Annotated in this window: 23 protein-coding genes; 12 read left to right on the top strand and 11 right to left on the bottom strand. The window is 42.4% G+C overall.

The features are described from left to right. A partial coding sequence (locus DBR11_RS10115; RefSeq protein ID WP_108552202.1) for a glycosyltransferase family 2 protein occupies nucleotides 1-878 on the bottom strand: 878 nt, incomplete at its 3' end. 176 nt (nucleotides 879-1054) lie between these two features. On the opposite strand from DBR11_RS10115, the gene DBR11_RS10110 reads away from it, so the two are divergent. Then, nucleotides 1055-1573 carry a hypothetical protein gene (locus DBR11_RS10110; RefSeq protein ID WP_108552200.1) on the top strand — a complete coding sequence of 173 codons (519 nt, stop codon included), beginning with the start codon at nucleotides 1055-1057 and terminating at the stop codon, nucleotides 1571-1573. A gap of 4 nt (nucleotides 1574-1577) precedes the next feature. On the opposite strand, the gene DBR11_RS10105 is transcribed toward DBR11_RS10110, so the two are convergent. After that, nucleotides 1578-2735: a TlpA disulfide reductase family protein gene (locus tag DBR11_RS10105; protein WP_158275256.1), complete on the bottom strand. Its 1158-nt coding sequence runs from the start codon at nucleotides 2733-2735 to the stop codon at nucleotides 1578-1580. 83 nt (nucleotides 2736-2818) lie between these two features. On the opposite strand from DBR11_RS10105, the gene DBR11_RS10100 reads away from it, so the two are divergent. After that, nucleotides 2819-3661, top strand: a complete 843-nt coding sequence (locus DBR11_RS10100; RefSeq protein ID WP_233260713.1) for a mechanosensitive ion channel family protein — start codon at nucleotides 2819-2821, stop codon at nucleotides 3659-3661. A gap of 27 nt (nucleotides 3662-3688) precedes the next feature. Here DBR11_RS10100 and DBR11_RS10095 read toward each other — a convergent pair whose 3' ends face one another. Together DBR11_RS10095 and lepB are read right to left on the bottom strand one after the other, a co-directional pair. Further along, on the bottom strand, nucleotides 3689-4033 hold the full coding sequence (locus DBR11_RS10095) for a hypothetical protein (RefSeq protein ID WP_108552196.1): 345 nt from the start codon (nucleotides 4031-4033) through the stop codon (nucleotides 3689-3691). Nucleotides 4034-4086: 53 nt separating this feature from the next. Beyond that, entirely contained in the window at nucleotides 4087-5193 is a 1107-nt protein-coding gene (gene lepB, locus DBR11_RS10090) for a signal peptidase I (protein WP_108552194.1), read from the bottom strand. 99 nt (nucleotides 5194-5292) lie between these two features. Here lepB and DBR11_RS10085 point away from each other — a divergent pair, with 99 nt between their 5' ends. After that, entirely contained in the window at nucleotides 5293-6759 is a 1467-nt protein-coding gene (locus tag DBR11_RS10085; protein WP_108552193.1) for an ATP-binding protein, read from the top strand. Between the two features lie 35 nt (nucleotides 6760-6794). Here the strand turns inward: DBR11_RS10085 and DBR11_RS10080 are convergent, their stop codons facing one another. Genes DBR11_RS10080 through DBR11_RS10060 form a run of 5 tightly spaced genes read right to left on the bottom strand, consistent with a single transcriptional unit; the run spans nucleotide 6795 to nucleotide 12979 of the window. Then, nucleotides 6795-7361: a DUF4199 domain-containing protein gene (locus DBR11_RS10080; RefSeq protein ID WP_108552191.1), complete on the bottom strand. Its 567-nt coding sequence runs from the start codon at nucleotides 7359-7361 to the stop codon at nucleotides 6795-6797. Nucleotides 7362-7411: 50 nt separating this feature from the next. Next, entirely contained in the window at nucleotides 7412-8092 is a 681-nt protein-coding gene (locus DBR11_RS10075) for a hypothetical protein (protein ID WP_108552189.1), read from the bottom strand. Next, nucleotides 8085-9347 carry a dihydroorotase family protein gene (locus tag DBR11_RS10070; RefSeq protein ID WP_108552187.1) on the bottom strand — a complete coding sequence of 421 codons (1263 nt, stop codon included), beginning with the start codon at nucleotides 9345-9347 and terminating at the stop codon, nucleotides 8085-8087. Before DBR11_RS10070 ends, DBR11_RS10075 begins: the two co-directional genes overlap by 8 nt. Next, nucleotides 9344-11392 carry a VWA domain-containing protein gene (locus DBR11_RS10065; protein ID WP_108552185.1) on the bottom strand — a complete coding sequence of 683 codons (2049 nt, stop codon included), beginning with the start codon at nucleotides 11390-11392 and terminating at the stop codon, nucleotides 9344-9346. Before DBR11_RS10065 ends, DBR11_RS10070 begins: the two co-directional genes overlap by 4 nt. A 12-nt stretch (nucleotides 11393-11404) precedes the next feature. Then, complete coding sequence (locus tag DBR11_RS10060; protein WP_233260712.1) at nucleotides 11405-12979, bottom strand: L,D-transpeptidase family protein; 1575 nt, start codon at nucleotides 12977-12979, stop codon at nucleotides 11405-11407. A 253-nt stretch (nucleotides 12980-13232) separates the two neighbouring features. On the opposite strand from DBR11_RS10060, the gene hisG reads away from it, so the two are divergent. The 9 genes from hisG to DBR11_RS10015 are packed head-to-tail and all read left to right on the top strand — an operon-like array spanning nucleotide 13233 to nucleotide 21192. Continuing rightward, nucleotides 13233-14084: an ATP phosphoribosyltransferase gene (gene hisG / locus DBR11_RS10055; RefSeq protein WP_108552181.1), complete on the top strand. Its 852-nt coding sequence runs from the start codon at nucleotides 13233-13235 to the stop codon at nucleotides 14082-14084. A gap of 43 nt (nucleotides 14085-14127) precedes the next feature. Then, nucleotides 14128-15426 (top strand): histidinol dehydrogenase, encoded by a 1299-nt coding sequence (gene hisD, locus DBR11_RS10050; RefSeq protein ID WP_108552179.1) that lies wholly within the window; start codon nucleotides 14128-14130, stop codon nucleotides 15424-15426. After that, the gene (gene hisC, locus DBR11_RS10045; protein ID WP_108552177.1) at nucleotides 15416-16456 is read left to right on the top strand and encodes a histidinol-phosphate transaminase; all 1041 of its coding nucleotides are present in this window, start codon (nucleotides 15416-15418) and stop codon (nucleotides 16454-16456) included. The genes hisD and hisC overlap by 11 nt, the downstream gene beginning before the upstream one ends. Before the next feature lie 8 nt (nucleotides 16457-16464). After that, nucleotides 16465-17598 (top strand): bifunctional histidinol-phosphatase/imidazoleglycerol-phosphate dehydratase HisB, encoded by a 1134-nt coding sequence (hisB, locus tag DBR11_RS10040; protein ID WP_108552175.1) that lies wholly within the window; start codon nucleotides 16465-16467, stop codon nucleotides 17596-17598. 1 nt (nucleotide 17599) lies between these two features. Continuing rightward, nucleotides 17600-18193, top strand: a complete 594-nt coding sequence (gene hisH / locus DBR11_RS10035; RefSeq protein WP_108552173.1) for an imidazole glycerol phosphate synthase subunit HisH — start codon at nucleotides 17600-17602, stop codon at nucleotides 18191-18193. Nucleotide 18194: 1 nt separating this feature from the next. Then, entirely contained in the window at nucleotides 18195-18944 is a 750-nt protein-coding gene (hisA, locus tag DBR11_RS10030; RefSeq protein WP_108552171.1) for a 1-(5-phosphoribosyl)-5-[(5-phosphoribosylamino)methylideneamino]imidazole-4-carboxamide isomerase, read from the top strand. Nucleotides 18945-18947: 3 nt separating this feature from the next. Further along, nucleotides 18948-19703, top strand: coding sequence for an imidazole glycerol phosphate synthase subunit HisF (gene hisF, locus DBR11_RS10025; RefSeq protein ID WP_108552169.1), 756 nt, complete (start codon nucleotides 18948-18950; stop codon nucleotides 19701-19703). Beyond that, a complete protein-coding gene (gene hisIE, locus DBR11_RS10020) occupies nucleotides 19700-20290 on the top strand; it encodes a bifunctional phosphoribosyl-AMP cyclohydrolase/phosphoribosyl-ATP diphosphatase HisIE (protein WP_108552167.1) in 591 nt (196 codons plus the stop codon). The genes hisF and hisIE overlap by 4 nt, the downstream gene beginning before the upstream one ends. Before the next feature lie 5 nt (nucleotides 20291-20295). Continuing rightward, nucleotides 20296-21192 (top strand): WD40 repeat domain-containing protein, encoded by an 897-nt coding sequence (locus DBR11_RS10015; RefSeq protein ID WP_108552165.1) that lies wholly within the window; start codon nucleotides 20296-20298, stop codon nucleotides 21190-21192. A 3-nt stretch (nucleotides 21193-21195) separates the two neighbouring features. On the opposite strand, the gene DBR11_RS10010 is transcribed toward DBR11_RS10015, so the two are convergent. Both DBR11_RS10010 and DBR11_RS10005 read right to left on the bottom strand, forming a co-directional pair. Continuing rightward, complete coding sequence (locus tag DBR11_RS10010) at nucleotides 21196-21936, bottom strand: carboxypeptidase-like regulatory domain-containing protein (RefSeq protein WP_108552164.1); 741 nt, start codon at nucleotides 21934-21936, stop codon at nucleotides 21196-21198. A 25-nt stretch (nucleotides 21937-21961) separates the two neighbouring features. Then, on the bottom strand, nucleotides 21962-26601 hold a 4640-nt coding region (locus DBR11_RS10005), incomplete at its 5' end, for a carboxypeptidase-like regulatory domain-containing protein (protein WP_108552162.1).

Genomic DNA, 26601 nt, shown 5'->3' with positions numbered 1-26601 from the left:
GTTAAAAACAACTGTGATCCTACAATAATAGCCACTAAAGCAATATAAAATAAAGGTTGATCTGTAATTTCACGTTTATATGGAATACCCGCAGCAATATGATACAATTTCTCGCCAATCATCCATAAAGCCATAAAAGTACCCAGTAAGAAACTCAATACCCCAAGCGAGCCAAAAAAGTGCATTGGTCGCTTGCCAAACTTCCCAACAAAAAATATAGACAGTAAGTCTAAAAACCCATTAACAAAACGGCTAAAACCAAATTTGGTTACCCCATACTTACGGGCGCGGTGCTCCACTACCTGTTCACCAATTTTCTTAAAACCTGCCCATTTTGCAATAACAGGAATATACCGGTGCATTTCCCCATAAACCTCTATGGTTTTGACCACATCATTGCGATAGGCTTTCAAACCACAATTAAAATCATTCAGCTGAATCCCAGACATTTTCCTTGTGGCCGCATTAAACAGCTTTGTAGGAATGGTCTTTGTAATCGGATCATATCTCTTCTTTTTCCAACCGGAAACAAGATCGTACTTTTCTTCTTTTATCCTTCTGTATAATTCAGGAATCTCATCCGGACTGTCTTGTAAATCGGCATCCATGGTAATCACTACATTGCCCATAGCGGCTTCAAAAGCCACATTTAAAGCCGCAGACTTTCCATAATTCCTCCTAAACTTAATACCCCTTACGCGATCAAACTTCTCTTTAAGTTGTTCAATAATGGCCCAGGAAGAATCCGTACTCCCATCGTCCACAAAAAGAATTTCGTAAGTAAAATTATGTTCAGCCATCACTTTAGCTATCCAAGCGGTAAGCTCAGGCAATGACTCTTCTTCATTATATAAGGGTACTACAACCGAAATGTCCATGTATGATTTACAACAATATAAACAATCTGCAAACTTAGATAAAACTGATTAAGCATTTATGAAGATTTATAAAAAAATTCGCATTTCATCATCTCCTTTAATTAAAATCAATTCCAGCCAAAAAAAATGATAATATTATGTATACTCGCGTTTAATTTGAAACACAAAATTTAAAAATGAAATCAAGTCCCGGAACCGCTAAGCATATTACTCCCCTATATCAACGCTCCGTACTTGTTTTTCTGATTTGCACTGCATTTTTTTGTACCCATGCCTATAGCCAGGCTAAAAATTCCATAGGTGCCGGTTTAGCACTCAATGCATCCAAAGAAGGTTCAGGCTATGGAGGCGTTCTTCAGGGAGAGATCAAACTGGCAAAAGAATTCTCTGTGGTACCTTCTGTCGGTATCGAAACACCTTATACTGGTTATTTTGGCCTGGGTGGCAAATACTACATTGAACCCGGCTTCTATATCCGTCTGGGCGCATTAGCCTATCTGGGTGGAGAAGAAGGAAGCAACAACGGAATAGGTGCCACTGCAAGCGGAGGCTATGAACTAATCTCAGAACAAAGAAGTATACTCGACCTCAATCTTCACGGTGATTTTATAAGAATCAATCACCAGGCAACGCCAATTGTAGGGATCAGGCTAACCTACAACTTTTCATTTTCCAAACAAGGCAGAATCCAGTAAAACTTTATCGAAGTACCTCTTCTAATTTTTCCAGAAGCGCTTCCCCAAACAAGTCCTTTCCTACAATCCGTCCATCAGGACCAATCAGAAAACTTTTTGGAACCGAGGTTATGGCATATATTTGTGCTGCTTTATTGTTCCAACCTCTTAAATCACTGAGTTGCGGCCAGACCAAATGATCCTCCCGAACAGCATTCAACCACTGTTCTCTTTCCGCGTCCAGCGAAACAGACAGTATCTCAAATCCCTTATCTTTAAACTCCAGATATAGAGTTAATAAATCCAGGTTTTCTCCTCTGGAGGCTTCAGACCAGCTCGCCCAGAAATTCAGCAAAACATATTTACCTTTAAACGAATGTAAAGAGATCAGATTTCCATCTGCATCAGGTTGATTGAAATCCATGGCCCTTACCCCTGCGGCCGTCTGTTTTTCCACATCGAGCCTGCGCAACATTTCCTTAGCAGGCTTAGAGTTCCTCAACCTTGGGCTTAAACCACCTAACATCTTCGTCAAGTTACCAGCATGTATCATTCGACTACGTTGTGCCACTAAATCCAGTGTCACATAGGAATCAGGATGGGTTTTTATAAAAATTTCTTCTTTTTCCCTCATTTTCTTAACCAGGGGCTGCATCTGTGCACTAAGCGCCTGCACCTTCTGGTTTGAATCTATACCAAAGCCCTGGCTCTGAATGAGCAAAGGAATCATTTCATCCTGTAATTTCAGCATCTTATCCCGCTCCTCACTCTTCATGACTTGCAGCGAAAGCAAATCCTGCTGTGTCTTGCCACCAGTAATTAAAGCAGTATTCATTTTACTACTTCCATTCACCAAAACAGTCCCTTTTTCGAGAAAAAAATCCTGTTCATCAATGCTTAGCAATTGCTCCACATACGAAGTATTCGGATGATCTGCCAAAGGCAGGAAGCCTAATGTAGCTTTAACTGGCAGGGTTGAAGGAACCGTTCCTACAAAATCAAAAAGCCCGTTTCTGGTCAATGTTGAATCCCGCACCTGTTTATGGTTCAGGTTATAGACCAGCACCACCTTCATCTCCTTTTTCAGCGACGTAAATGCACCATGGATCTTAAATATTCCCTGAGCATTTCCTTTAAAGACCAGGAAGAGCAGTAGTACAAAAAGGCATGCCATCTTTCTCATGAACTGCCTATCTAACAAAATCCACACCACACAGCATAATGGCATCAAAAATGCGGGGAAGAATGCTGAGTAAATTTTTAAATATGAATTATATTGAGCCCAAAGTGGCAAAACTAATTGACGCCTTCGTAGATATGATCCCTTCCCTTTTATTCGGATTAATCACCCTGTTTCTCGGAATATGGCTCATCAAATTTCTGATTGGCTTTTTAACCAGACGGTTCACCAAAGGAAATATCGACGTTTCCCTTTCCTCCTTCCTCATCAGTGTACTAAAAGCCATCCTTTATCTATTACTGATACTCCAGGTTGCCTCAACTGTCGGCATTCCCACCACTTCCTTTATTGCCGTCCTGGGTACTGCCGGTCTTGCCGTAGGATTAGCCCTGCAAGGTAGTCTTTCCAATTTTGCAGGAGGAGTCCTGATCTTGCTCTTCAAACCTTTCAGAATCGGACACAGCATTTCAGCGGCCAATGGTGTAAGCGGAACTGTCCTTAAAATAGACATTCTCTACACCACCCTAAAAGCGGCCAATGGAACTACACTTTATGCCCCAAACGGTCCCTTAGCCAATGCCGTGATCAACAATACCACAGATAATGAAACCAGGATGCTCGAATATATTATTGGAATCTCGTACAATTCCAATATTGACACCGCCCGGAAACTTATTCTGAATTTACTGGATAAAGATCCCCTGATTCTAAAAACGCCACAGCCCGTTGTACTGGTTAGCTCGCTTGGAGAGAATGCCGTAAATCTAACCATTCATGCCTGGGTGGCTAACGGTGACTACACCAAAGCCTATTACAGTAATTTTCAAAAGATAAAAGAAGAATTAGACAACAACAGTATTTCCACACCTTATCCACAGCGGGAGGTACATATTCTCTCACCTGCCCCCACTCCAGGCGATCAAAAATAAATTACCACATCTAAAAAGTCCGGCCGGTTAAGGCTGGACTTTAAGTACTCCATCCTTGGTTACCCACAGCTGAACTGCCTTACTATTGTCGAGCACCACCTCCAGCTTATCTCCAGCTTTATAATCCGCAGCTTTAAAACAGGCCAGAAGCTCGTCCTTAACACCATTCAACTGAACTTTAAGCTGTTCGATAACCTCTGCCTGACTTTTAATCTCTTTATTCAAACCTGAAATTTCCAGTTTCAGATCCGGTGTTTGAACATCTGCTAGAAGATCATTCACAAGTTTTTCCACCAGGGCCAGATCTTTCTCCAATTCTAGCAACTCGGTTTTAGATTGACAAAAACTAAGTGCTAATTCATTGATTTTCATTTTATTATGATTTAACCAACAAGGTAGTCATAATAATCTGATATCCAGTGTTTTTAATGGATTGGTTTAAGTATCCTATTCCATCTGATCTTGTTCAAACCAGTTCCCAGACTATCCTTACTCATCCAGGTAACCATAGCTTCACCCACAATATGATCCTCAGGAACAAAGCCCCAGAAGCGGGAATCTTCAGAATTATGTCTGTTATCTCCCATCATCCAATAGTAGTTCATTTTAAACGTATAATGATCTGTCTTTTTTCCATTGATCAAAACACCGTCTCCATTATTAACCATGCTATTATGCTCGTAAAGTTGTATGGCTTGTCCATAAAGTGCCACTGCTGCCGAGTCCAGTTTTATTGTCCATCCCTTTTTAGGAATAGTCAATGGACCAAAATTGTCATTATTCCATTTAAACAAAGGATGATGAGGAAATATACTGGCGTCATAAATTCCATTTGGTTCTACCATTGGAGTAATAGATAGAATACCAGAACAATTTTTTAAACGGCTATAACTATTTACCGGAATAATCATTTCATAATTTCCGTCATTGAACTGTTGCCGCACCTCTACGCGCAGATCCTCCAGAAATGACGGGTTAATATCAATTCTCCCATCTGTTTTCACAATATAAGAAGTCTGACCCTCCGGCGCATTACGCATGAGCTTTCCGTTAACATACACCTGACCACCGAGCATAGTTACAACATCGCCAGGCGTCCCAATACATCTTTTAATATAATGTGTCCTCATGTCCACCGGTATGTTGTCTTTTACTTCGGGAGGATAATTAAAAACAACTATATCCCCACTTTTAACCACCGATAATCCTGGCAAACGAAAGTAAGGGAGTTTGATTCCATCCCAATAGGTTTTAATCTTACTTCCTGTTACAGTAGACTCCAAAAAAGGAATGGACGCCGGAGTCATCGGCATTCTCGGACCATAGGCTAACTTGCTCACAAACAAATAATCGCCGGTTAAAAGTGTTCCTTCCATAGAACCGGAAGGAATCGCATAAGCAGAAAACAATAATCCCTTAATTATCGTAGAAGCTATAACTGCAAATAAAAGCGCATCAAACCACTCTCTTGGTTTACTTTTCTTCGGCCTAACCAGTTCCGTCCTTTTGTTAAATAACCTATTCCATTTCATAGCCAATTCATTTTGTACAGGATGTCTTTTTGATGCAAAAAGACAGAAATTGTTACATCATTTTCTTTATATTTACATTAATCACCAGCTCCCTAACGAATGAAAGGTAAGTCCCCACGCCTAAGCAGTCAAGAACTACTGGAAATTCTTTCCATGTCTGAAAATGCGACTGCAATTTACACTACCGATGACATTATTATCCAGACCGCCAACGATGCCATGATCCAGTTTTGGGGTAAAGACAGGAGCATTTTTGGTAGACCTCTGGCAGACGCTGTTCCCGAACTTCGCGGACAGCCTTATATTGAGATACTAAAAGAAGTATGGAGAACAGGCAAAACCTTTGAAGCAAAAGATGCTCCTGCCGAACTCTCCCTGAATGGGAAACTACAAACCTATTATTTCAATTTCAAGTACCGCGCAATTCTCACAACCACCGGAGATACCTATTGTATCCTGCATACTGCGGTAAACGTTACCGAAAATATAAAATCCAGAAGAAGACTGGAAAAAACAACCGATACCCTCAAACAAGCCCTTGACTCTGCAGGAATGGGCACCTGGAGCAATGACCTTATCTCCGATGTACTTACAATTTCAAAACAATCCAGACTGATCCATGGCGTTACGGATGAAAAGCACCTTACCCTGGAAGAATCCTTCCAGATGATTGACCCAGCCCAACGCGAAATAGTTGCAGAAACCATTCGGGAAGCCATCAGAACCGGGGAAGCCTTTGAGGTCGAGTACCTGATCCATCCTTTAGACGACGACAAACCTAAATGGCTTCGTTCTACAGGCAAGGCCTATTATGACCAAAGTGGCACACCGCTAAGCATCTCAGGCATTATTTTGAACATTACCGAACAAAAGCAGGATGAAATGCGAAAGAATGATTTCATTGGAATGGTAAGCCATGAGTTGAAAACACCACTTACATCTTTAAAAGGCTATGTACAATTACTAAATGCCAAGGCAAAAAAAGAAGACGATGCTTTTGCAGTGAATGCGCTTTCCAGGGTAGAGACTCAGGTCAATAAAATGGGTTCCATGATCAACGGTTTTCTCAATCTTTCCCGCCTGGAATCGGGTAAAATCCATCTTAGCAAACAAGATTTCAATCTGGAAGAACTCCTGGCAGAAAGCATTGAAGAAGCACGCCTCACGGCAACAGATTACAACATCACCCTACATGAAGGCGAGACCATACATATCCATGCAGACCGCGATAAAGTGGGCCAGGTGATCTCTAATCTACTCAGCAATGCCGTTAAATATTCTCCAAGAGGGAAAAGCATCGAGCTGTTTTTTAAAACCGTAGACAATATGGCCGTAATCAGTATAAAAGATGAAGGAATGGGCATTAAACCCCAGGATATAGATAAACTTTTTGAACGTTATTCCCGCATTGAAAGCAAACATACCCAAAATATTTCAGGCTTCGGGATTGGTCTGTACCTCTGTTCCGAGATCATTCAGCGGCATGAAGGTAAAATATGGGTAGAAAGTGAAAAGGGGAAAGGCTCTACCTTCCACTTTAATCTTCCACTCTCCCTTGAACAATAAGGACAAATAAAAAAGGGGCTTTAAAGCCCCTTTTCCTATAGCGATTTAATCTCTTCCGCTTCCTCGTATAAAGGTTTTTCCTTTTTAACTATTGCAGCACCGATTAAACTCACGATCAGTCCAAAAAAAGTATAGGTAATCGCCGCACCGAAACCAATAAAGTAAATCATATAAGGTCTCATCATTTCCACCCCTTTAATCTTATTCTCATCATCACCTGCAGCCTCTTTTGCTTTGTCTATTAAATTATCAAATGCCGAACGGTCTAAAACCTTATAATATAACATCAATAAAACAGCAAGAAACAAACCGGAGTATGCAGCAACTTTAAAACCTGCCGAAAAAGCCCTTCCGAAGGTAATATAACCTCCAAGCTCTTTCTTATGATTGGTTTGCACATATACAATCGCAAGGATAAACGGAATATAAGACAATGCCGAGCTCAATATCTTTTCACCCAAAGGAAGATTAGTATTATTCGTATCAATACCGATCATTTTGAAAATATAAATCAGCGCCAAAAAATAAACAGCGTAGGCAAGCGCCCCTTTAAAAGCCAGCACATTTGGCTTTTTTTCCATTTCAATAAGTTGTTGTTGCATTTTTATTGTTTTAGATAAACATTAATTTAGACAGTAAACACCCCAAAAAACTAGGATGTCCGAATATTGTTAAAATTAGTAATTAACGTGTAAACTGCAACATCAAAACCAGCATTGGAACTAAATTTCTCTAAGTCCTTTACTACAGCCTCAGTTCCTTTTGGTTCATAAAAGAAAGCCATAAAAGGAACAAACAACTCTTCCATCTCTTCTCCCAGATCAATCATCCCAGCGTGGCTGCAAATATCTTCTATGCTGCTCTCCGCAAGTTGCTGATTACTGATCAGGTCTTCATAGATCATAAATTCATCCTGAAACTCATCCTCTTCCACCAATAAAAATTCTTTCAGGAAATCACCAAGTTCAGGTTTAATCTGCTCATCATGACACTCATTAATGTACATCAAAAGATTCAGCAATTCCGTTCCACGGTCAATCGTTTCCTCTTCAATATTCTCCCATTCTTCGGTGTCCAGGTAGTCCTCTTCCAGTTTTTTCATATCACTGGAGAAGAAATTAATCATCAGCAAATCGAAGAAAACCTCCCTAAGTTCATCAAATGCCGGATTTTCATCAAATACCGCATCAAATGCTTCCACTTTCTCTAAAAAGCCAAGGTCTTTATTAAAAACCCCGATCAAATCTTTCTGCAAATCGGCTGAATCTCTTCCAGCTGTTGCAGCAAATTTATTTAAGGATGCAATTAATGCACCTTCTACTTTACTATCCATATACTTGATATTGTTTATGATTATATACCAACACCACCCTACCGGTTAATGTTTCATTTAACAAAGGTGAATTGGCAGATTTAGACCTATTGCTTGCTGCGTTATACAGCCACTGGTCCTGTGTTCTGAACAAAGTAAAATTCGCCTCTTCACCAATGGCCAGCACCGGTACAGGCAAATTCAGTATTCTGCGGGGTGCAATAGCCAGTTTCGCTGCAATTTGCCCCGCATCCAGACCCGCTTTCAATAACAAAGGCAATGCGGTTTGAAGAGCAACAATTCCATATGCAGCGATTTCAAACTCCACATCTTTGAACTCTATCTCATGCGGGCGATGCTGCGCACTCACTGCATCAATTGTCCCATCCTTTAAACCTGCAAGCAAAGCCTTTACATCAGCCTTACCACGCAAAGGTGGCTTTACCTTATAATTACTATCAAAATCATTCAGTAATTCTTCCGTAAAAACCAACTGATGTGCTGCTACATCACAGGTAATCCTGATGCCGTCTTTTTTTGCTTTTTTTATAATAGCTACAGAACCCGCTGTAGAAATCGTGTTGATATGTACTGGTGCATCATGGTAACCAGCCAGAAAGATATCTCTGGAAATCTGCATTTCCTCAGCCAGAGCAGGAAGCCCTTTCATCCCCAGCAATACACTTGTCTTACTCTCATTTACCTGCGCCTTACCTGCAATAGATTTATTTTCCGGATAAACCATCAGTAAGCCATCAAAACCTTTGCTATACTGTAAAGCACGACTCATAAAGCCATCATCGGTAATAGGTTTTAACCCATCAGAAAAGGCCACAGCACCTGCCTGCTGCATATCATACAATTCTGCCAGCTCTTTTCCTTCCAGATTATGGCTGATGGCACCTATTGGATATACATCCACCAGGTTATTCTTCGACCTGTTCAACACATACTCCACCTCAGATTTGGAATGCATCACAGGTTGTGTATTGGGCAAAACTGCAATACCTGTAAACCCGCCTGCAGCTGCGGCAGCTGTGGCTGTACGGATATCCTCCCTGGTTTCAAAACCCGGATCACCTACAGAACAGTTCAGATCAAAAAATCCAGGGGAAAGATATGCCCCCTTACCTTCAAAAACCTCTTCCCCTTTTTGGGGCTTCAGCTGCGCTGAAAGCGCCGTAATTTTCCCTTGTTCTACACGTACATCACAAGTTTGCCCGTTAAACTGGCTGCTGGGATCGGCAATGGTAACGCCTGTAATCAGAAGGTTCATGTTTTTTGTATATTCTTAGTGTTGTTAAAAAATCGAATCAGTAATACTTCAACCGCTAGAAAAACCGCACACAAAACTAGGCAAAGTTTCCATAAGTCTGTGCGGTTATTTTTCGGAGTACCCTCTAAAGTAAGCACATCCTTTCCACTATGGTAAAGTTCTATTTTTTGCGTTGGAAACAGTTCCTTTAGCTTGGTATCCTCTGTATACCTGCCATCAGACTCCCTCCTATCTTCGTTAAAGGCATAGACTCCCATAACAGAATCTGCTTTTTTCAGCTCATAAAAGCCAGGTTTTCGAACTTGATCCGCAATATAGATCAGACTCTTTCCATTAGCCTGCCTTAATTCAGGAATCGCCTCAAAATGATCCGCAACCAGACGAAGTGACTGATTGGTGCCCAGGCTGATCTGCTCACTCTCCAGCAAATCATTATTGCCAATCGTATAGTATAACGGCTGCTTTTTAGCACTCCCAAAAGCCACTTTATACATCAATGGAACAAAAACCGGATGCTGGGGAAGATTACTATCCTTAATGTTTATAGAGGTTGCACACAAATAGATCTTTCCTGCCCCCAGACCAAACTGCGCAAAAAACAATTGGTTAGGCGGCAGTGTCATCAGATTTTGTTGTACATTTTTCTGCAACTCTGCAAATCCAAAATAACGGTTCACTTTAGGCAAATCTATAGAGGAGGGAATATGTTCAAAAACCTCCCTGAAAACCTCATGTTTTAAATCTATAGCACTTACATTCAACTGTTCTGCATGCAACCCTGAAACACGTGGCAGCGACAATTCGCTCAAAAAAGCCGAATATTGCGTCTGATTTCCGTCCAGATCAGGAAAAACCACGACAGTTCCTCCCTGACTCACATAAAGCCGCAACTGTTGTGATAAGCCGGAAGAAGGAGATTTAAGCCCATTCAATACAATCACATCGTATTCCCCGAGATCCGAGTACCTGATATTCGACTCCGGCATATCGGTCACTTTAAAATAAGAATCTGAAGCGTAAAGGGCATCAATATGCCTCTCTCCCGGATCACCCTTAATATTCAAAACACTCCTGCTGGCCTCCACTTTAAACGTAAAATTTAAATAGTCGTCAAAAACAACCGGATAATCCTTAACACTCACCAGCCCCCGGTGCCAGCCCTGCCCAAGACCTCTGAAGGCAATCGTGTCGTTTACCGTTCCATTTGCCGGGATATTCAAGTTATGCACAGCTTTTTGAGTATAGTCAATCGTTAATTTCACAGCAATTCCGGAAGCAGGCTCCTCCGTATAATTCCGAAGTTTGACCACCAGTTTCTCTGCATCTCCGGGTTTATGCACCGCAGACAAAAACCAGACACTGTCTGCCGCAATATTGGGCATTTTGTTCGCCTGTAATTTTACCAATGTAATCTGCTCACCCGGATCTGAAAAACCGACAGCTTTACTCCCGGTAAAACTCTCCTGGAAATCCGATATCAAATAAATAAAACGGTTTGAATTTAAATCGCGGTGAGCATCCAGGCGGTTCATGACCTGAGGAAGCCCACGGTGTACCGGAGAAATCTTTACCTCATCCAATAGCTGAAGCAACTCTTCTCCTCTAACCTGCCTTTGGTGTTTTCCCTCAAAATCATTGGTCAGCAACTGAAACCTATCATTCGGACCATAAGACTTTACCACCTCACGCACTTTCCTTTTCGCCTCATCCAGTAAACTCCCATCCTTATTAACCGCTTCCATACTATAAGAATTGTCTACATAGATCAAAACAAGCGTTTGGGCAGCTGGATCCATTTTCTTTCCCGAAGACCAGTAAGGTCTGGCAAAAGCCAGAACCAGAAATACAATAGCCAGTATCCTGGTGAACAGCAACAGCAGATTTCTTAACTTTTCACGAGAAGCACCTTGTTCCTTTACCTCTTTAAGGAACTGTACATTACTAAAATAAACTTTGGTGTATTTCCTAAAATTGAACAAATGAATTAAAACAGGTATTGCAACCGCCGTAAGTGCAAAAAGAAAACCTGGATATAGGAAATTCATTAAAAACCAAAGTTAGAGAAATTTTTGCAATTTACTCCAAAGTGTTTCATCTAATCCATAAACATCTGGCCGCACCTGCAAAGCACCATTCTGCCACCAGGCTGTGATGTAATTAATGATCAAAGGAACCTGTTTCTTTGTACCAAACCATTTTGGCTTCAGCTCAAAAACATTTACAGTATCCGCCTTTTTAGCTAATTTTTTCTTGTACACTTCCATTCTGGTGGTATCCAATGGTGGCAGATTGACCTCCATACGCAATTGATCGAACTGGTATTTATCGTTAACCAGCATTTCAGCAAATTCCAAAGGTTTTTCTACACGCACACAACCATGGCTTATGGCCCGGTTCGCCTTGGCAAAAGCAGACTTGTTATTGGTGTCGTGCAGGTAAATACTGGAGCCATTGTCAAAAATAAACTTAAACTTACCTAAAGCATTTCCACCACCAGACCCCTGTTTAAATTTAAAGGGTAAACGCTCTCTGGAGTAATGGCTCCATTGTATGGTATCCGGATCAGTCACCAACTGTCCTTTATAATAGACTTTAATATTACTGTTGGATAAATAATAAGGATCTCTGGCGGCCTGATAATAAATTTCACTCTGTGCAATGCTCGCAGGAATATTCCAAACCGGATTTACCTGTATAGAATTGAGTTTACTGAACAATATAGGCGTTTCATGATTTTTAGGTTTATCATCCAGTTTTCCTGATTTGAGATAAGCCTTAATCTTTTCCTCATAGCCCTTCTCTCTTCTCCCCCCAACACAAACCTTCATATTTTTTAGCGTGTCCCCATCCTTAAACCAGGTTAACGAGAAATCAGGGATGTTCACTTCCACATATTGGGTACCCGTTTCGGGAAGTTTCCACCGCAGCCGCTCCATATTGACCAGAATCGTTTTGGCTGTACGATCAGCTGTATCCTTAAGATTATGTCTGGTCAGTTCCTTCTTTAAAGCTGCGTACTGCGCAGACTTTGGCTGTGCAGCACGCAACTCCGCGGCGTAACTCTTTGCCTCCAGCAGTTTAACGATACCCGCACTGTCCTGCTTTTTAACCGGAATATAATACCGGCTAAGGAGCTTGCGCGGATTCAGCACCCCAAAATTCACAAAATCATAATATTTAATCAATGACTCCGATGCGTTTAATTCCAGATCAGCAACTACCGGATAAAGTGCATCAATCGTTTTGAAATCATTGGCATCCAGGCTCATTTTCAATTCTTTGAGCCGTTTCAAACCAAATAAAGACGGATTAAAGCCATGTTCCCCACTTTTTTCCAAATAACTGATCAGACTATCCAGATCACCATTGACATAATGATGACTTACAAATACAGGACTTCCCTCCTTGTGCTCATAATAGGCTTCAAGGGTTTTTGGATTTGTTAAATGTTTTCGGGATTCCTCCAGGCGTTGATTAAAAACCTGGTTATAGGCAGCTGTATCAAAGTCCTTGTACAGTTTATTTTTAAAATGCTCTGCTAAAACAAGGCCCACTTCGGGCGTTTTCTTAAACCAGTTGCAAGCCTGGAGCAGTAAGGCACACAGAAAAATTAGCGTAAATGTTCTTTTCAAATCAGTAAATATGTTACAAAGGTACAAAATCAAATTAAATGCCATTTATTTTTTGATTTGTCGTTTCAATCTATATATTTGCATTCCTCAAGATGCATTGCATTAACGATTAGGAACTTATAATAAATGAAAAAACATTTGAACCATCACTTACATCTGCACCATCGCCAATTGGCGATGTATATGTAATGTTTTGTACTTCAAAACCTGTTTCCGAATTTATATTTCTTGTTCCATACCATAATCAGCAATAGTGAAAACACTTAAAATAGCTATCCAGAAATCGGGTAGATTAAACGAAAAATCAGTAGAGATCCTTAAAAACTGTGGCCTTTCCTTTGAAAACTACAAAAGTTCCCTTATTACATCCGTAACCAATTTCCCACTGGAAATTCTTTTTCTTCGCGACGATGACATTCCTGAATACGTTCAGGACGGCATTGCAGATCTGGGTATTGTCGGAGAAAATGTGATCACCGAAGCCGGCGCTGAGGTAACCTATTTACAAAAACTGGGTTTTGGAAAATGCACCCTTAAAATTGCCATTCCGAACGAAAGCCAGATCACTGAAATTGCCCAGCTGGGCGGCAAAGCCATCGCGACTTCCTATCCGGTTATCCTGGAAAAATACCTTAAAGACAACCATGTCAATGCAGACATCCGTACCATTTCAGGCTCCGTAGAGATTGGTCCCGGACTGGGTCTGAGCGATGCCATCTGTGATATCGTTTCTACTGGTGGTACTTTAAAAAGCAATGGCCTGAAACCCTTTGCAGAAGTTATGAAATCTGAAGCCGTACTGATTGGAAAAGAGGGCTCCGACCTGTTGCCTGAAGTACAGGAACTTTTACAACGCATCCGCTCTGTACTGCGTGCAAAGGAAACCAAATATGTGGTCCTGAATGTGGCTAAAAAAGACCTTGAAAAAATAGTGAACCTACTCCCGGGTGTAAAAAGTCCTACTGTCGTTCCACTTTTTGACGAAGACTGGGTCGCTGTTCATTCCGTGATTGCCGAACATGACTTCTGGGAAAAGATCAACAGCCTGAAAGCCGCAGGTGCAGAAGGTATCGTGGTCATGCCAATCGAGAAAATCATCTCCTAAGCAATAGCCCAGAAAACAAGAGTTCATCATAAACGATAAGACATTGAAAACATATAGTTATAAAGATCTATCGAAACAGGACATTGCTGCATTATGCACCAGGCAACTAGAAGACGATCAAAGTATAGACCAGCGCGTAAAAGACATCATTACCCAGGTAAAAACTAACGGAGATGAAGCCCTTCTTGACTATGCTTTCCAGTTCGACAAAGTAAAACTGGAGCAATTGTACCTTGGTAAAGAAGAAATCGACGCTATAGCAGCCGATATTCCGGAAGCTGAAAAAGCCGCAATTGATCAGGCCTATGCCAATATCAAAAAGTTTCATGCCGCACAGATCGCTAAAGAAGCGCCGGTAGAAACCATGCCAGGCGTTACCTGCTGGCGGGAAACCAGGGCCATAGAAAAAGTAGGTCTGTATGTACCCGGCGGAACAGCTGTTCTGCCGAGTACCTTCCTGATGCTGGGCATCCCGGCAAAACTGGCCGGCTGTAAAGAGATCATCGTTTGTTCTCCTCCCCAGTCCAATGGAAAAACCAATTGCTACCTGGCTTACTGCGCAAAGCTTTTGGGCATAGATAAGATTTACCTGGCTGGCGGGGCACAAGCCATTGGTGCCATGGCTTATGGAACCGCAAGTATCCCAAAAGCAGACAAGATCTTTGGACCAGGCAACCGTTACGTTACTTATGCCAAGCAACTGGTACAAGCGACGACACTAACAGCTATAGATATGCCAGCAGGTCCTTCAGAAGTACTGGTCCTGGCCGACGAAACAGCCAACCCTGCCTATATCGCTTCCGACCTGCTTGCGCAGGCAGAACACGGTACCGATAGCCAGGCCATCCTGGTCTGTACCTCCAGCCAGATCATTACCCAAACCCTTCAGGAAATCGAGAAGCAACTTAGCGCCTTGCCAAGAAAAAACATAGCCGCGCAAGCCATCGCCAATTCCTATGCGGTAAAGGCAGATACTTTAGAAGAAGGTATGTCCTTTTCCAACACCTACGCACCGGAACACCTAATCCTGGCCACAGATCACTTCCAGGATTTGATTCCTCAGATCAGCAATGCAGGATCTGTCTTTCTGGGTAACCTTACCCCCGAAAGTGCCGGAGATTATGCCTCAGGAACCAATCATACCCTGCCAACCAGTGGCTTTGCAAAAGCCTATTCCGGTGTATCCATAGATTCTTTTGTAAAAAAGATCACCTTCCAGCACATCAGCCCGGAAGGCTTAAACCAAATCGGAAAAACAGTAGAAGTCCTGGCCGCAGCCGAAGGCCTTCAGGCACACAAAAATGCAATCACTATTCGTTTAACTACAAAAGATGGATATTAATAACCTACAACGCGAAAACATAAAAAACCTCCGCCCTTATTCTACAGCGCGGGATGAATATAAAGGACAAGCCAGCGTATTTCTGGACGCCAATGAAAACAGCTACGGATCTCCGCTGGAACAAAACTACAACAGATATCCTGACCCATTACAACTGGATTTGAAGGAAGCCATCGGTAAAATCAAAGGTGTGCCCATCGAAAACACCTTTTTAGGCAATGGAAGCGATGAAGCTATAGACCTGCTCTATCGGGCATTCTGTGAACCAGGCAAAGACAATGTCATCGTACTTCCTCCCACTTATGGTATGTATGAAGTCTCCGCAGGGATCAATAATGTAGAACTCCGCAAAGTGAATCTGCTGCCTAATTTCCAGCTGGATCTGGAAGGCATTGCAGAAGCCATTGACGAGCACACCAAACTGATCTTCATCTGTTCACCAAACAATCCGACTGGCAATTCGATCATTCGTACCGATATTGAAACCATTCTGGCCAACTTCAAAGGATTAGTGGTCATCGATGAAGCCTATATCAATTACGCCAAACAAAAAACCTTTATCCAGGAGCTGACCGAATACCCGAACCTGGTCATTCTGCAAACTTTCTCTAAGGCCTGGGGTCTTGCCGCACTAAGGTTGGGAATGGCCTTTGCCCCCCGCCCGGTGATCGACATCCTCAACAAGATCAAACCACCTTACAATATCAACCAGGCCACACAAGACATTGCACTCGAAGCCCTGAAAAATGTAGCACAGGTCAATGACTGGATTAAGGCCACAGTAGAAGAACGGGAACTTTTAAGCGCAGCTTTAATTCAATTGCCAAAAGTCAAAAGGGTATTTCCTTCGGATGCCAATTTTATCCTCGTTGAAATTGAACAGGCGCTGGACACCTATAATGCCCTGGTGGAACAAGGAATTATTGTCAGAGATCGTTCCAAAGTAACCCTTTGCGAAGGATGCCTCCGTATCACCATTGGCACACCACAAGAAAACAACACTTTACTCCAAGCCTTAAAATCGCTTTAAAATCAACCATGAAGAAAGTACTTTTTATAGACAGAGACGGCACACTCATTCTTGAACCGGAAGATGAGCAAATCGATTCTTTTGCCAAACTGGAATTTTATCCCAAAGCTTTATATTACCTATCCAAAATTGCCCGGGAACTCGATTATGAACTGGTCATGGTGACCAATCAGGATGGGCTCGGCACTTCTTCCCATCCGGAAGACAACTTCTGGCCGGTACACAACTTTATCCTGCAAACCCTCCGGGGAGAAGGAATTGAATTCGCAGAGGTCATTATCGACAAAACCTTTGCCCATGAAAATGCACCTACCCGCAAACCTAATACCGGTTTGCTGCAAAAATACTTTGGCGCAGACTACAATCTTGCCCATTCATTCGTACTAGGGGACCGGCTTAATGATGTTGTACTTGCGAAAAACCTGGGGGCAAAAGGCATTTTCATCCGAAACAACGATAACCTGGGTGCTGCAGAAGCCCTTGGATCCGCAGAAAGTTTGCAGGAAGTTATTGCACTACAAACCCAAAACTGGGAAGATATCTATACCTTTTTAAGAGCAGGAAGCCGTACCGTACAACACGAACGCAACACCAATGAAACCAAGATCAGCATCCGCATTGATCTGGACGGCACTGGTAAAGCAAATATCAAAACAGGCTTGCACTTCTTTGACCACATGCTGGACCAGATTGCCCGTCACGGCAGTATCGATCTGGATATCGAAACCAAAGGAGATCTGCACATCGATGAACACCATACCATAGAAGACACCGGCATAGCCCTTGGTGAAGCCTTTGCAAAAGCCATCGGCAACAAACTGGGACTGGAAAGATATGGCTTCTGTTTACCTATGGACGATTGCCTGGCTCAGGCGGCCATAGACTTTGGCGGCAGGAACTGGATCGTCTGGGATGCGGAATTTAAACGAGAAAAAGTTGGAGACATGCCTACAGAGATGTTCTACCACTTTTTCAAATCCTTTAGCGACGCCTCAAAATCCAACCTGAACATAAAAGCCGAAGGAGAGAACGAACATCATAAAATAGAAGCTATCTTTAAGGCCTTTGCAAAAGCAATCAAGATGGCGATTAAACGCGACGCAGAAAAATTAGTCTTACCAAGTACAAAAGGCGTATTATAAGATGATTGGAATCGTAAATTACGGAGCAGGCAATATTTTCTCTCTTACTTCTGCCCTGCAACGGCTGCAGCTGGCCTACGGAATGGTAGATACTGAAGCCGATCTGGACAAGTATAGTCACATCATCATACCTGGTGTAGGCCATGCCGGCACGGCCATGAAAAAACTAGAACAAACCGGACTGGTAGAACCCTTGAAAAAGCTTCAAAAACCTGTGCTGGGCATTTGTGTGGGCATGCAGTTGCTCACCCGGCATTCTGAAGAAGGAGATGCAGACATGATGAATATTTTCCCACTCGAAACCAAGCTTTTCGATAAGGAAAAACACATCAAAATCCCACATATGGGCTGGAACAATGTAAACTTTAAAAACAATTTACTGTTTGAAGGTGTTGAAAATCAGACACAATTTTACTTTGTCCATTCGTACTTTATTGAATATAACCCTATTTTTGACATCGCGACTGTTGATTATGGAGTTCAGTTCTCAGCCGCAATACAAAAAGATAATTTTTATGCCGTGCAGTTCCACCCCGAGAAATCCGGAGCCGCTGGCGAACGTTTATTAAAGAATTTTTCAACTATAACACCATAAAATGTACATAATCCCCGCAATTGATATTTTAGATGGAAAAGTGGTCCGGTTAAGAGAGGGCGACTACAATCAAAAAACAGTATACGACGTTTCCATCGCCGAGATGATCGAAACCTACCGGTCTAATGGGACAGAATTTATACATATCATTGACTTAAATGGCGCTAAAGGCGACTTTAGTAACCAGGCCGCCTTATTCGATATCATAAAAAAAACCGATATGCGTGTGCAGTACGGCGGTGGTATCCGTACCATTGAACAAGTGACCAACCTGCTCGATGCCGGTATTCACCGGGTTATTGTCGGTACACAAGCCATCACCAATCCTTCCTTCCTGGAAGAACTCAGCAAAGAAGTGGGTAAAAAATACGATTACGCCAACAGGATCGTGATTGCCATCGATGTATTGGACGAGGTCATCAAATATTCCGGCTGGATGGAAAGCTCTCCAATCAAACTGATGGACTATGTAGATAAATGTCTGCAGTTAGGATTTTTCCGCTTTCTTTGCACAGACATCAATAAAGATGGTAAACTGGGCGGTGCGGCTATAGACTTGTACAAAAAACTATTGGAACATTCCCCTTTTATCAAACTGATCGCTTCAGGTGGTATCAGTTCGATGAAAGATATCGAAGAACTCTCCACACTGGACATTCGTTCTGTAGTGGTGGGTAAAGCCATTTACGAAAACCGCATCACGATCGAAGAAATTAAAGAATGGAACTTGAAAGCCATGTCATCCCTATAGGCCATGCTGAGTAAACGGATTATCCCTTGTCTGGACGTTAAAGACGGACGGACAGTAAAGGGCGTGAACTTTGTAGACCTGAAGGATGCCGGAGACCCTGTTGCCCTTGCTGCGCAATACGCACAGCAAGGTGCCGACGAACTGGTTTTCCTTGACATCACCGCTACCCATGAAAGAAGGGACACCACTATTGACATGGTCAAAGCGGTAGCCCGGGAACTCAATATTCCTTTTACCATAGGCGGGGGCATCAGCTCTGTAGCCAATGCAGAAGCCCTGCTCAATGCAGGTGCCGACAAAATCAGCATCAATTCTGCAGCGGTAAGAAACCCAGCCTTAATTGAAGAACTGGCCAAAGCTTTCGGTGTACAATTTGTGGTACTGGCTGTAGACACCAAATATACCGGTGGAAAGAACCTGGTTCACCTGAACGGTGGCCGCCTGGCTACTGAACTGGAAACTGAAACCTGGATTAAACGGGCCGAAGAGCTGGGTGCCGGAGAAATTCTGCTTACCTCTATGGACCACGACGGTACCAAACAAGGCTTTGACTGCAATTTGCTCGATAAAATCTGCAGGAGCATCAATATCCCGGTTATTGCATCCGGTGGCGCAGGAACAACCGCACATTTCACAGAAGTATTTACCCAAACCGGTGTAGATGCTGCCCTTGCAGCCTCTGTATTCCATTTTGGAGAGATAGCCATCCCCGATCTAAAACAAGAATTAAATAAACACGGCATTCCCGTAAGGTTATGAATATAGATTTTGAAAAAACACAGGGCCTGGTCCCTGTTATCATACAGGACGTACACACCCTGGAAGTTTTAATGCTCGGGTATATGAATGCAGAAGCCTGGGAGAAAACACAAAAAGAAGGTAAAGTTACTTTCTTTTCAAGGTCTAAAAACCGACTCTGGACCAAAGGGGAAGAAAGCGGTAATTTTCTCTTTGTAAAAGAAACTCATATTGATTGCGATAAAGATACCATCCTGATCAAAGCTGAGCCTGTAGGCCCTACCTGTCATACCGGAAGCCGCAGCTGTTTTAAAACAAATTACAATCAGAACTTCATTTTCGAACTGGAACAGATCATTGAAAGCCGATACGAAAATCCATCTGAAGAATCCTATGTGAACAAACTTCGCAAAAAAGGGCTCAACAAGATTGCACAGAAAGTGGGAGAGGAAGGTGTAGAAACTGTTATTGCCGCACTGAACGAGACAGACGTTGATTTTGTGAATGAAAGTTCAGACCTGATCTTCCATTTACTGGTCCTGCTCAAAGAAAAAGGCAAAACTTTAAACGATATTGCCCTGAACTTGGAAAGCAGACATAAAAAATAATAAACATGCTCAAACACCAGCAAACCCTTAACGGTCATCAAAATCCAGTCTATGCCCTATCCACTGCAGAAAACCCGGAACGGTTTTACAGCGCGGGCAATGACAAAGGTGTTGTGGAATGGTCCCTTGCGGATATGGCCTTTGTAAAAGTCATCGTACCTGTACAAAGCTCGGTCTATGCCCTTCACCGCTTAAACCACCTGCTCTTCATTGCGCAGCGAAGCGGACTGATCCTGGTTTTTGACCTCCGGAAACAAGAATTGCTGGCTACCTTGAAGCATCATCAAAAAGCAGTATTCGATTTAAAAACCGTCGGATACAAAAATGAATTACTCAGTACAGGAGAAGACGGAAGCGTTGCCGTATGGTCTTTACACGATTTCTCTCTCCTGTACCATTTTCCTGTACTTAGCGATACGGTAAGGGTTATTGCCATCAGCAATGATGAAAAAGAATTTGCCCTGGGTGCTAAAGACGGCGTTATCCGCATATATCATACAGAAGACTACAGCTTGTGCCGGGAACTGACCGGACATACCCTACCCATTACCTCTATTCAATATGCTCCTTTGGGCAATTATATGATCTCCGGAAGCCGGGATGCACAACTGAAGATCTGGGCCTTGCCCGGCTATGAAATGGACAGGAATATCCCAGCTCATTTATTCAGTATTTACAGCATTGCTTTCCACCCCAGTCTCCCTTATTTTGCCACTTGCAGCCAGGACAAGAGCATTAAGATCTGGAGCAGTACCGATTTTAAACTCTACAAGATCCTGAGCATAGAAAAAGGCACCGACGGCCACTTTCACTCCATTAATAAAATGATGTGGAGCGAAGACGGGAAACACCTCATCTCCGCAAGTGATGACCGCAGTATCCGCATCTGGAACTGGGAATAAGAACTACTTGGAACATTTCCTAAAAGGATGTGTTATTTTATAAAACAGACTTCTCTTAGGATAGGCAACGACCACTTCCCCAAGGAGAACCCTGTCATCCTCATTTAGGACAATAACAAGATCTGTTGCCTGTCCACCTAGTTTTATTTTTCTTTCAATGGTCTTGAAACCAATATAACTGATTCTTAAAGTTTCCTCATGAGATGGTCCATTTAAGGGAAGAGAGAGAAAAAAACAGCCCCTGGAATCTGTTGCAAAAGTCATCTTTCTATTCTTTACGAATATCTGAACGCCGGGTAAAGGATTTTTTTGCTGATCTATAATGACTCCCCTGACAATGGTCGTCGTATCTTTGCACACTATCTCCGCCGAAGACTGATTTTCTTTTTTAAACCGATCAGATGACATATAAGTGGGCCGGTCTGTTTCAGACCAAGCTTTAGCCGCCACATCTTTCGTTGTCAAAAAGGCGAGGAGAGAAATCATAAATAATCTGGCCTTCATATAGCGATTCCTCACAACAGGTTCTTCCCGGTTAAAAACATCCAGTTGATCTGCTCTAAAATGGCCACAGATCTTCTTGTGAGGTTTACCCAGCCAGGCGATCAATTCCTGATCGCCATATGCTCTAAAATCAATAACTTCCTTTTCACACTGTAAACAAAACCGTCCATTTGCCCCAGGTCGCATTTCCTTCCAATTCTGGGTACAAGGACTAGGAATCGCAATCTTAAATTTCTTCATAACAAGATTCTTTTATCATCCGCAATTATCGAACGGTAACCCTTTTCATGCCTTCTCTACCATAAAACACTGGGAAATACATCATTTCAGCTTTTGCCGGGTTCAGCGTATAACTGCCCGAATACCTCGGCATCAGTTCAACATCAAAATTATATTTGCCCTTTTTCAATTTGGTGCAGAATATGGAAGTCTTGTTCTTAAAATACTCCCGGTGTGTTTCAATCCCCCAGAACTGCTGGATCTTATTTTCATAAGAACAACCCGCCGGAACAGGAATTTCGATCATCACATAATCTGCATCTGCACGTACCTCAACCTCTACCCTGATCTTAACAGCCTTACCCGCTTTTAATGCCGTGACTTTCTGCCCTTTCTCTTCGAACCAGCTTTTCACTATAAAATCCTTATTTACCTTCTCCGGATTAGGGTTATTAAACTGCTGATAAGCCGTAACATATACCGGGCCGTTTCCTTTTTTATGAATGCTTAATCCTGTCCCTGCTTCTATATTTTTAGTAAAAGGAAAAGCGCTTACCGTTTCGGTCTGATTTAACACCAAGGAAGCAGGCTCCCCTGATTTTTTATCCTGGAGCAGATCTGGTAAAATATTTTCCAGGATCAGAGAAGATTCGTACGTATTTCTCCACTGCCCATCTTTACGCTGCTCCAGGAAATAACGTACGATATTGTCCCGCTCTGGAATATACTTTCCTGTGGCTTTTAAGATCTGATAAGCCAAAAGGGTATTTTGAATACTGTTGTCCCAGAAATCCGCCCGTTCCTCTCCCCAGTAGATATTACCAAACATAGTCTGTTTTTTCCATGCCAGCAAGGCTTTAACATCAATATCCATCCCCGCCAGCTGCTTTAAACGCAGGATCTGTAATTGCTCAAATAAGCTCTGCTTTTCCGGTTTCTTTTGCTTTTCTGCTTTCAGTACAAAATCTTTAATATAAGCTTTACCGTCCAGTGCGTGGATCAGCTTGATGGCCATAACCTGATCCAAATCCGTACTATAGCTCAGTTTATCAGTCAAATAGGTTACAATCCTGGTCTTGTCCAGGTTAATCGGATAGCCTTGTTGTTCTGCCAGGAGCAGTGCCTCTGTGACGTGTAAACTGATCCAGAGCTCCGAATTGCTGCTTTGCCACCAGCCCCAGGTGCCTTCGGGTCTTTTATTGGCCTGTAATTTTTTGATCAGCTCTTTGATGGCCTTTTCATTCTTAAAATCACCGCCCAGATACTTTCTGACGGTTTTCTCCAGCAATAGTGATTTCAGTTTGGAAGCCATTTGCTCATTGCACAAATATTCATAATTGCGCAGTTTTTCCATTTCATCCAGTAGAGTTGGAAACACAGAAGCTTCCGCCCTCAGGCTCACTTTACCTAAACCCGCATTAAAATAATAATTGATTGTCGTATCCCTCAGCAAGGCATTAAAATAACCTTTGGTTTCCAGCACCCCTTTTTGAAGCAAAGGTATTTTACGGATTTCCCCATCAAAATAGCCATTTTCCTGCCTTAGCGTATACTCAAACTGTAAACTGTCCTTTCCTGCGGCGACAACAGGGATGGTATCAATACGGGAATTCTTGAACCGCACAGAACCATTAAGCAGTTCTGCTCCATTGTAACTGAACTTCCTCAGCACCTGTTTCTCCTCCGTACTGTAGTTCATCAGTTTACCGATCACCTGGATACTGTCGCCCACCAGTGCAAATTGCGGAGAAACGAAATTAGCGCTCAACGTTTTAAAAGAGCGGATAGAAGTCTCCGCCAAACCCGTTTGCTGATGTCCATTCATGGCAATTAACCGGGTATTCCAGCTGGTGATGTCATCCGGGAATTTCACGGTAAACCTGGCCTTTCCTTCCCGGTCTGTGAAAAGTTTAGGCTGCCAGATGGCATAATCAGAAAAATTGGTCCTTATCGTTTGCTGCTGACCTACAAGTTCTCCCTGCGCATCCAGGGTTTTATTACCACCCTTGGTATTGATCACGATCACGCCGTTTGCAGCCCTTGAACCATAAATAGCCGTAGCCTCTGCGTCTTTTAAAACAGTTATGTCCGCAATCATATCCGGACTGATTTTAGCGGCTTCCGCAGACACCGGCATTCCATCTACAATATATAAAGGCTGATTGCCTCCCAATGAGTTCGTTCCTCTAATCATAATAGAGGCAGAAGCCCCCATCAGATTAATTACCTCTCCCTGAATTCTGGTTTGTGAAGTAACCGGCATATAACCCTGAAGAACAGTTACTGCCCCTGTTAAATTTTGTTTCTTCTGCGCACCATAACCAACAACAACAACCTCATTCAAATCATTGGTATTTGTCCGTAAAAACACAGAATCCAACTTACTTTCCTTTATTCCAATTTCTAATCGATCATATCCAATATAGCTAAATACCAGTTTTCCTTTCTTTGGTCCATCCAGAGTGAAACGCCCTTGCTGATCCGTCATCGTCCCTTTGTCCCAGCCCTTTACACGCACCTCTACTCCAGGTAAAGCTTTTCTGCTACCCAGATCAAAAACCCTTCCTTTAATCTGAACTGGAAGCACCATACTTGTACTCTTACCATTAAAAGCCTGTGCAAGCTGATCCCGGATCTCCTCTTCATTCCGCCTGTACGATTTTACGGATTTGATTAGCCGGTCTATCGTTTTACTCAACTGATCTGCCGGCAGAATTTGAACATCCGACCACTCAAAATAGTTCTGCCCCGGTGATTTCACCCTTACATCCTTAACCCTAAAATAGCGGTTGTCTTTGAACAGGTACAATACACTGTACTGGCCAGCTTCCAGATTGGAGAAGTAACTGCTGTTACCCGGGTAAACCTTCACAAAATCAGGCTCATCATTTTTGTAAATCAGTACATTTTTAACCAAAGGCATCTTTTTCGCTAAAACCGTATCCAGTTTCATCTGGATCCGTCCCTTATCCTTATAATTATAATAGTCATTGCCATCAAAAAGCCTGGTGGTATAACTCCGCAGGTCCAGATAATCATTCCAAATGCTGTCTATTTCTGGTTTTTTAAGCGGAAATTGCCTGTAATCCGTATTTTCTCTTCCCACATCGTTTAGACGGGTATTAAATAAATAAGAAGTTTCCGAAGATTTTTGTTTAATCAAGCCCGGAAGAATGGTATAAGTATAGCCACCTTCTTTCAGAAAATTCAGTTCCAAACCACCGGAAGAATAATGCAGGTAATTCTCCCTGAATGGTCCTGCCAGCAACGATCCGCTTCTGTGCACATTAGGCGGAGGGTTCAGCAAGACCAACTGATCATCTGTACTCACCACCGCTTTTGTTTCATTAAATGTATCGTGGATACGGATCATATAAGGGGCAATCTCTGAAGCTTCATCATCACTCAGCATTTCTTTTACTTTACCTACTGCTACCTTAGTATTGGTTTCATCAGCCACCATACTGATGATGGTCTTTTTTCCTTTCACAAAGCGGTAACTGTCCAGTACAGCAAGATAATTTGCGCTTCGCATTTTTATGCGGTGCAGGCCAGGCCTTACCTGGAATACATAGCGCTGTAACTGATCTGCCTGACTAAAAAATACCGGCACATCATCTATATAAACAATACTCACTGGCTCTATATTGCCATCTTTAACCAGGAAAGGTGCAACCTGCGCTAAAGTATCTATCGTATTTTTACTTGAAATGATGGTTTCTTCTATCGTATACAGCTCCTTCGGGTTACAGAACCGATAATACTCTATCGTATCCAGGCCAAGTTCTTTTCCCCATTTCAGCCAGTTCAGCTTCATGTTCCCGTTGAGCCGGATCGGTTCACCGCTCAAGGTACCACTGGTCTTCAATACCGAAAAACGCTTTCCAAAATAAGGCAGATTGATCCAGGAGTTATTTTTAAATTTTGACGTATAAGCCAGGGCTGTCACATCAGTACCCTCAACCGGGCGGCCTTCTGCATCATTCACCAGAACTTCCATAGGAACGGATTGCCCTGGATAAATAACTTCAGGTGCTTTTAGCTGTACATTCAGTTGCTTTGCATTGTAAAATGCATTTCCATCTGCATTGTATTCCTGTCCGCCCCAAAAATAATTCACGCGTATCCTGGTACTTTTAACCCCGCTATATTTCATTAGCGTATCCAGACAGCTGGTATGGCCTTTTAACCATACTTTCTGATCAGAGAACACCGTATACCAAAAAGGAATATGGTGTGGATTGATGACCTGTACCTGCAAAGAATCTTTTGTCTGCCTGGAAGATACAGCAAGATCTGCACTGAGTTCTCCTAAGGAAATTGTTTTTTCAAATCCACTTGCCCCCTTGAAATGATAAGACACCACATTAGGGTCCAGCGGGAGTTCCAGCGGTAGCTGAACAACAGAAGAATTCCGTTTCAGGCCATTGCCAATATAAGAAAGCAATACGCCCTTCTGCTTAGCGGGTTTTCCCTGAAAAAGGTATTCAAAGCGAAGAGTATCTCCTTTTAAACTTGCCTTTAATTCTTCCTTTTTAAAACTGAAAGATAAATATTTCTGATCTTCCTGCTCCTCATTATTACTATTTAAAAAAGTAAAATAAAGGGTAAAATCCAGGTCAGCTTTTGGAAAAATACTGTCCGGAAGCACCAGTTTGGTTTCTCCTACCGGATCAAGTGCCATTT

Source organism: Pedobacter sp. HMWF019 (assembly GCF_003061025.1).
In the GTDB taxonomy this organism is placed as follows: Bacteria; Bacteroidota; Bacteroidia; order Sphingobacteriales; family Sphingobacteriaceae; genus Pedobacter.
Note: the sequence above shows the minus strand (reverse complement) of the source record. Positions and strands in the feature narration are given on the sequence as shown.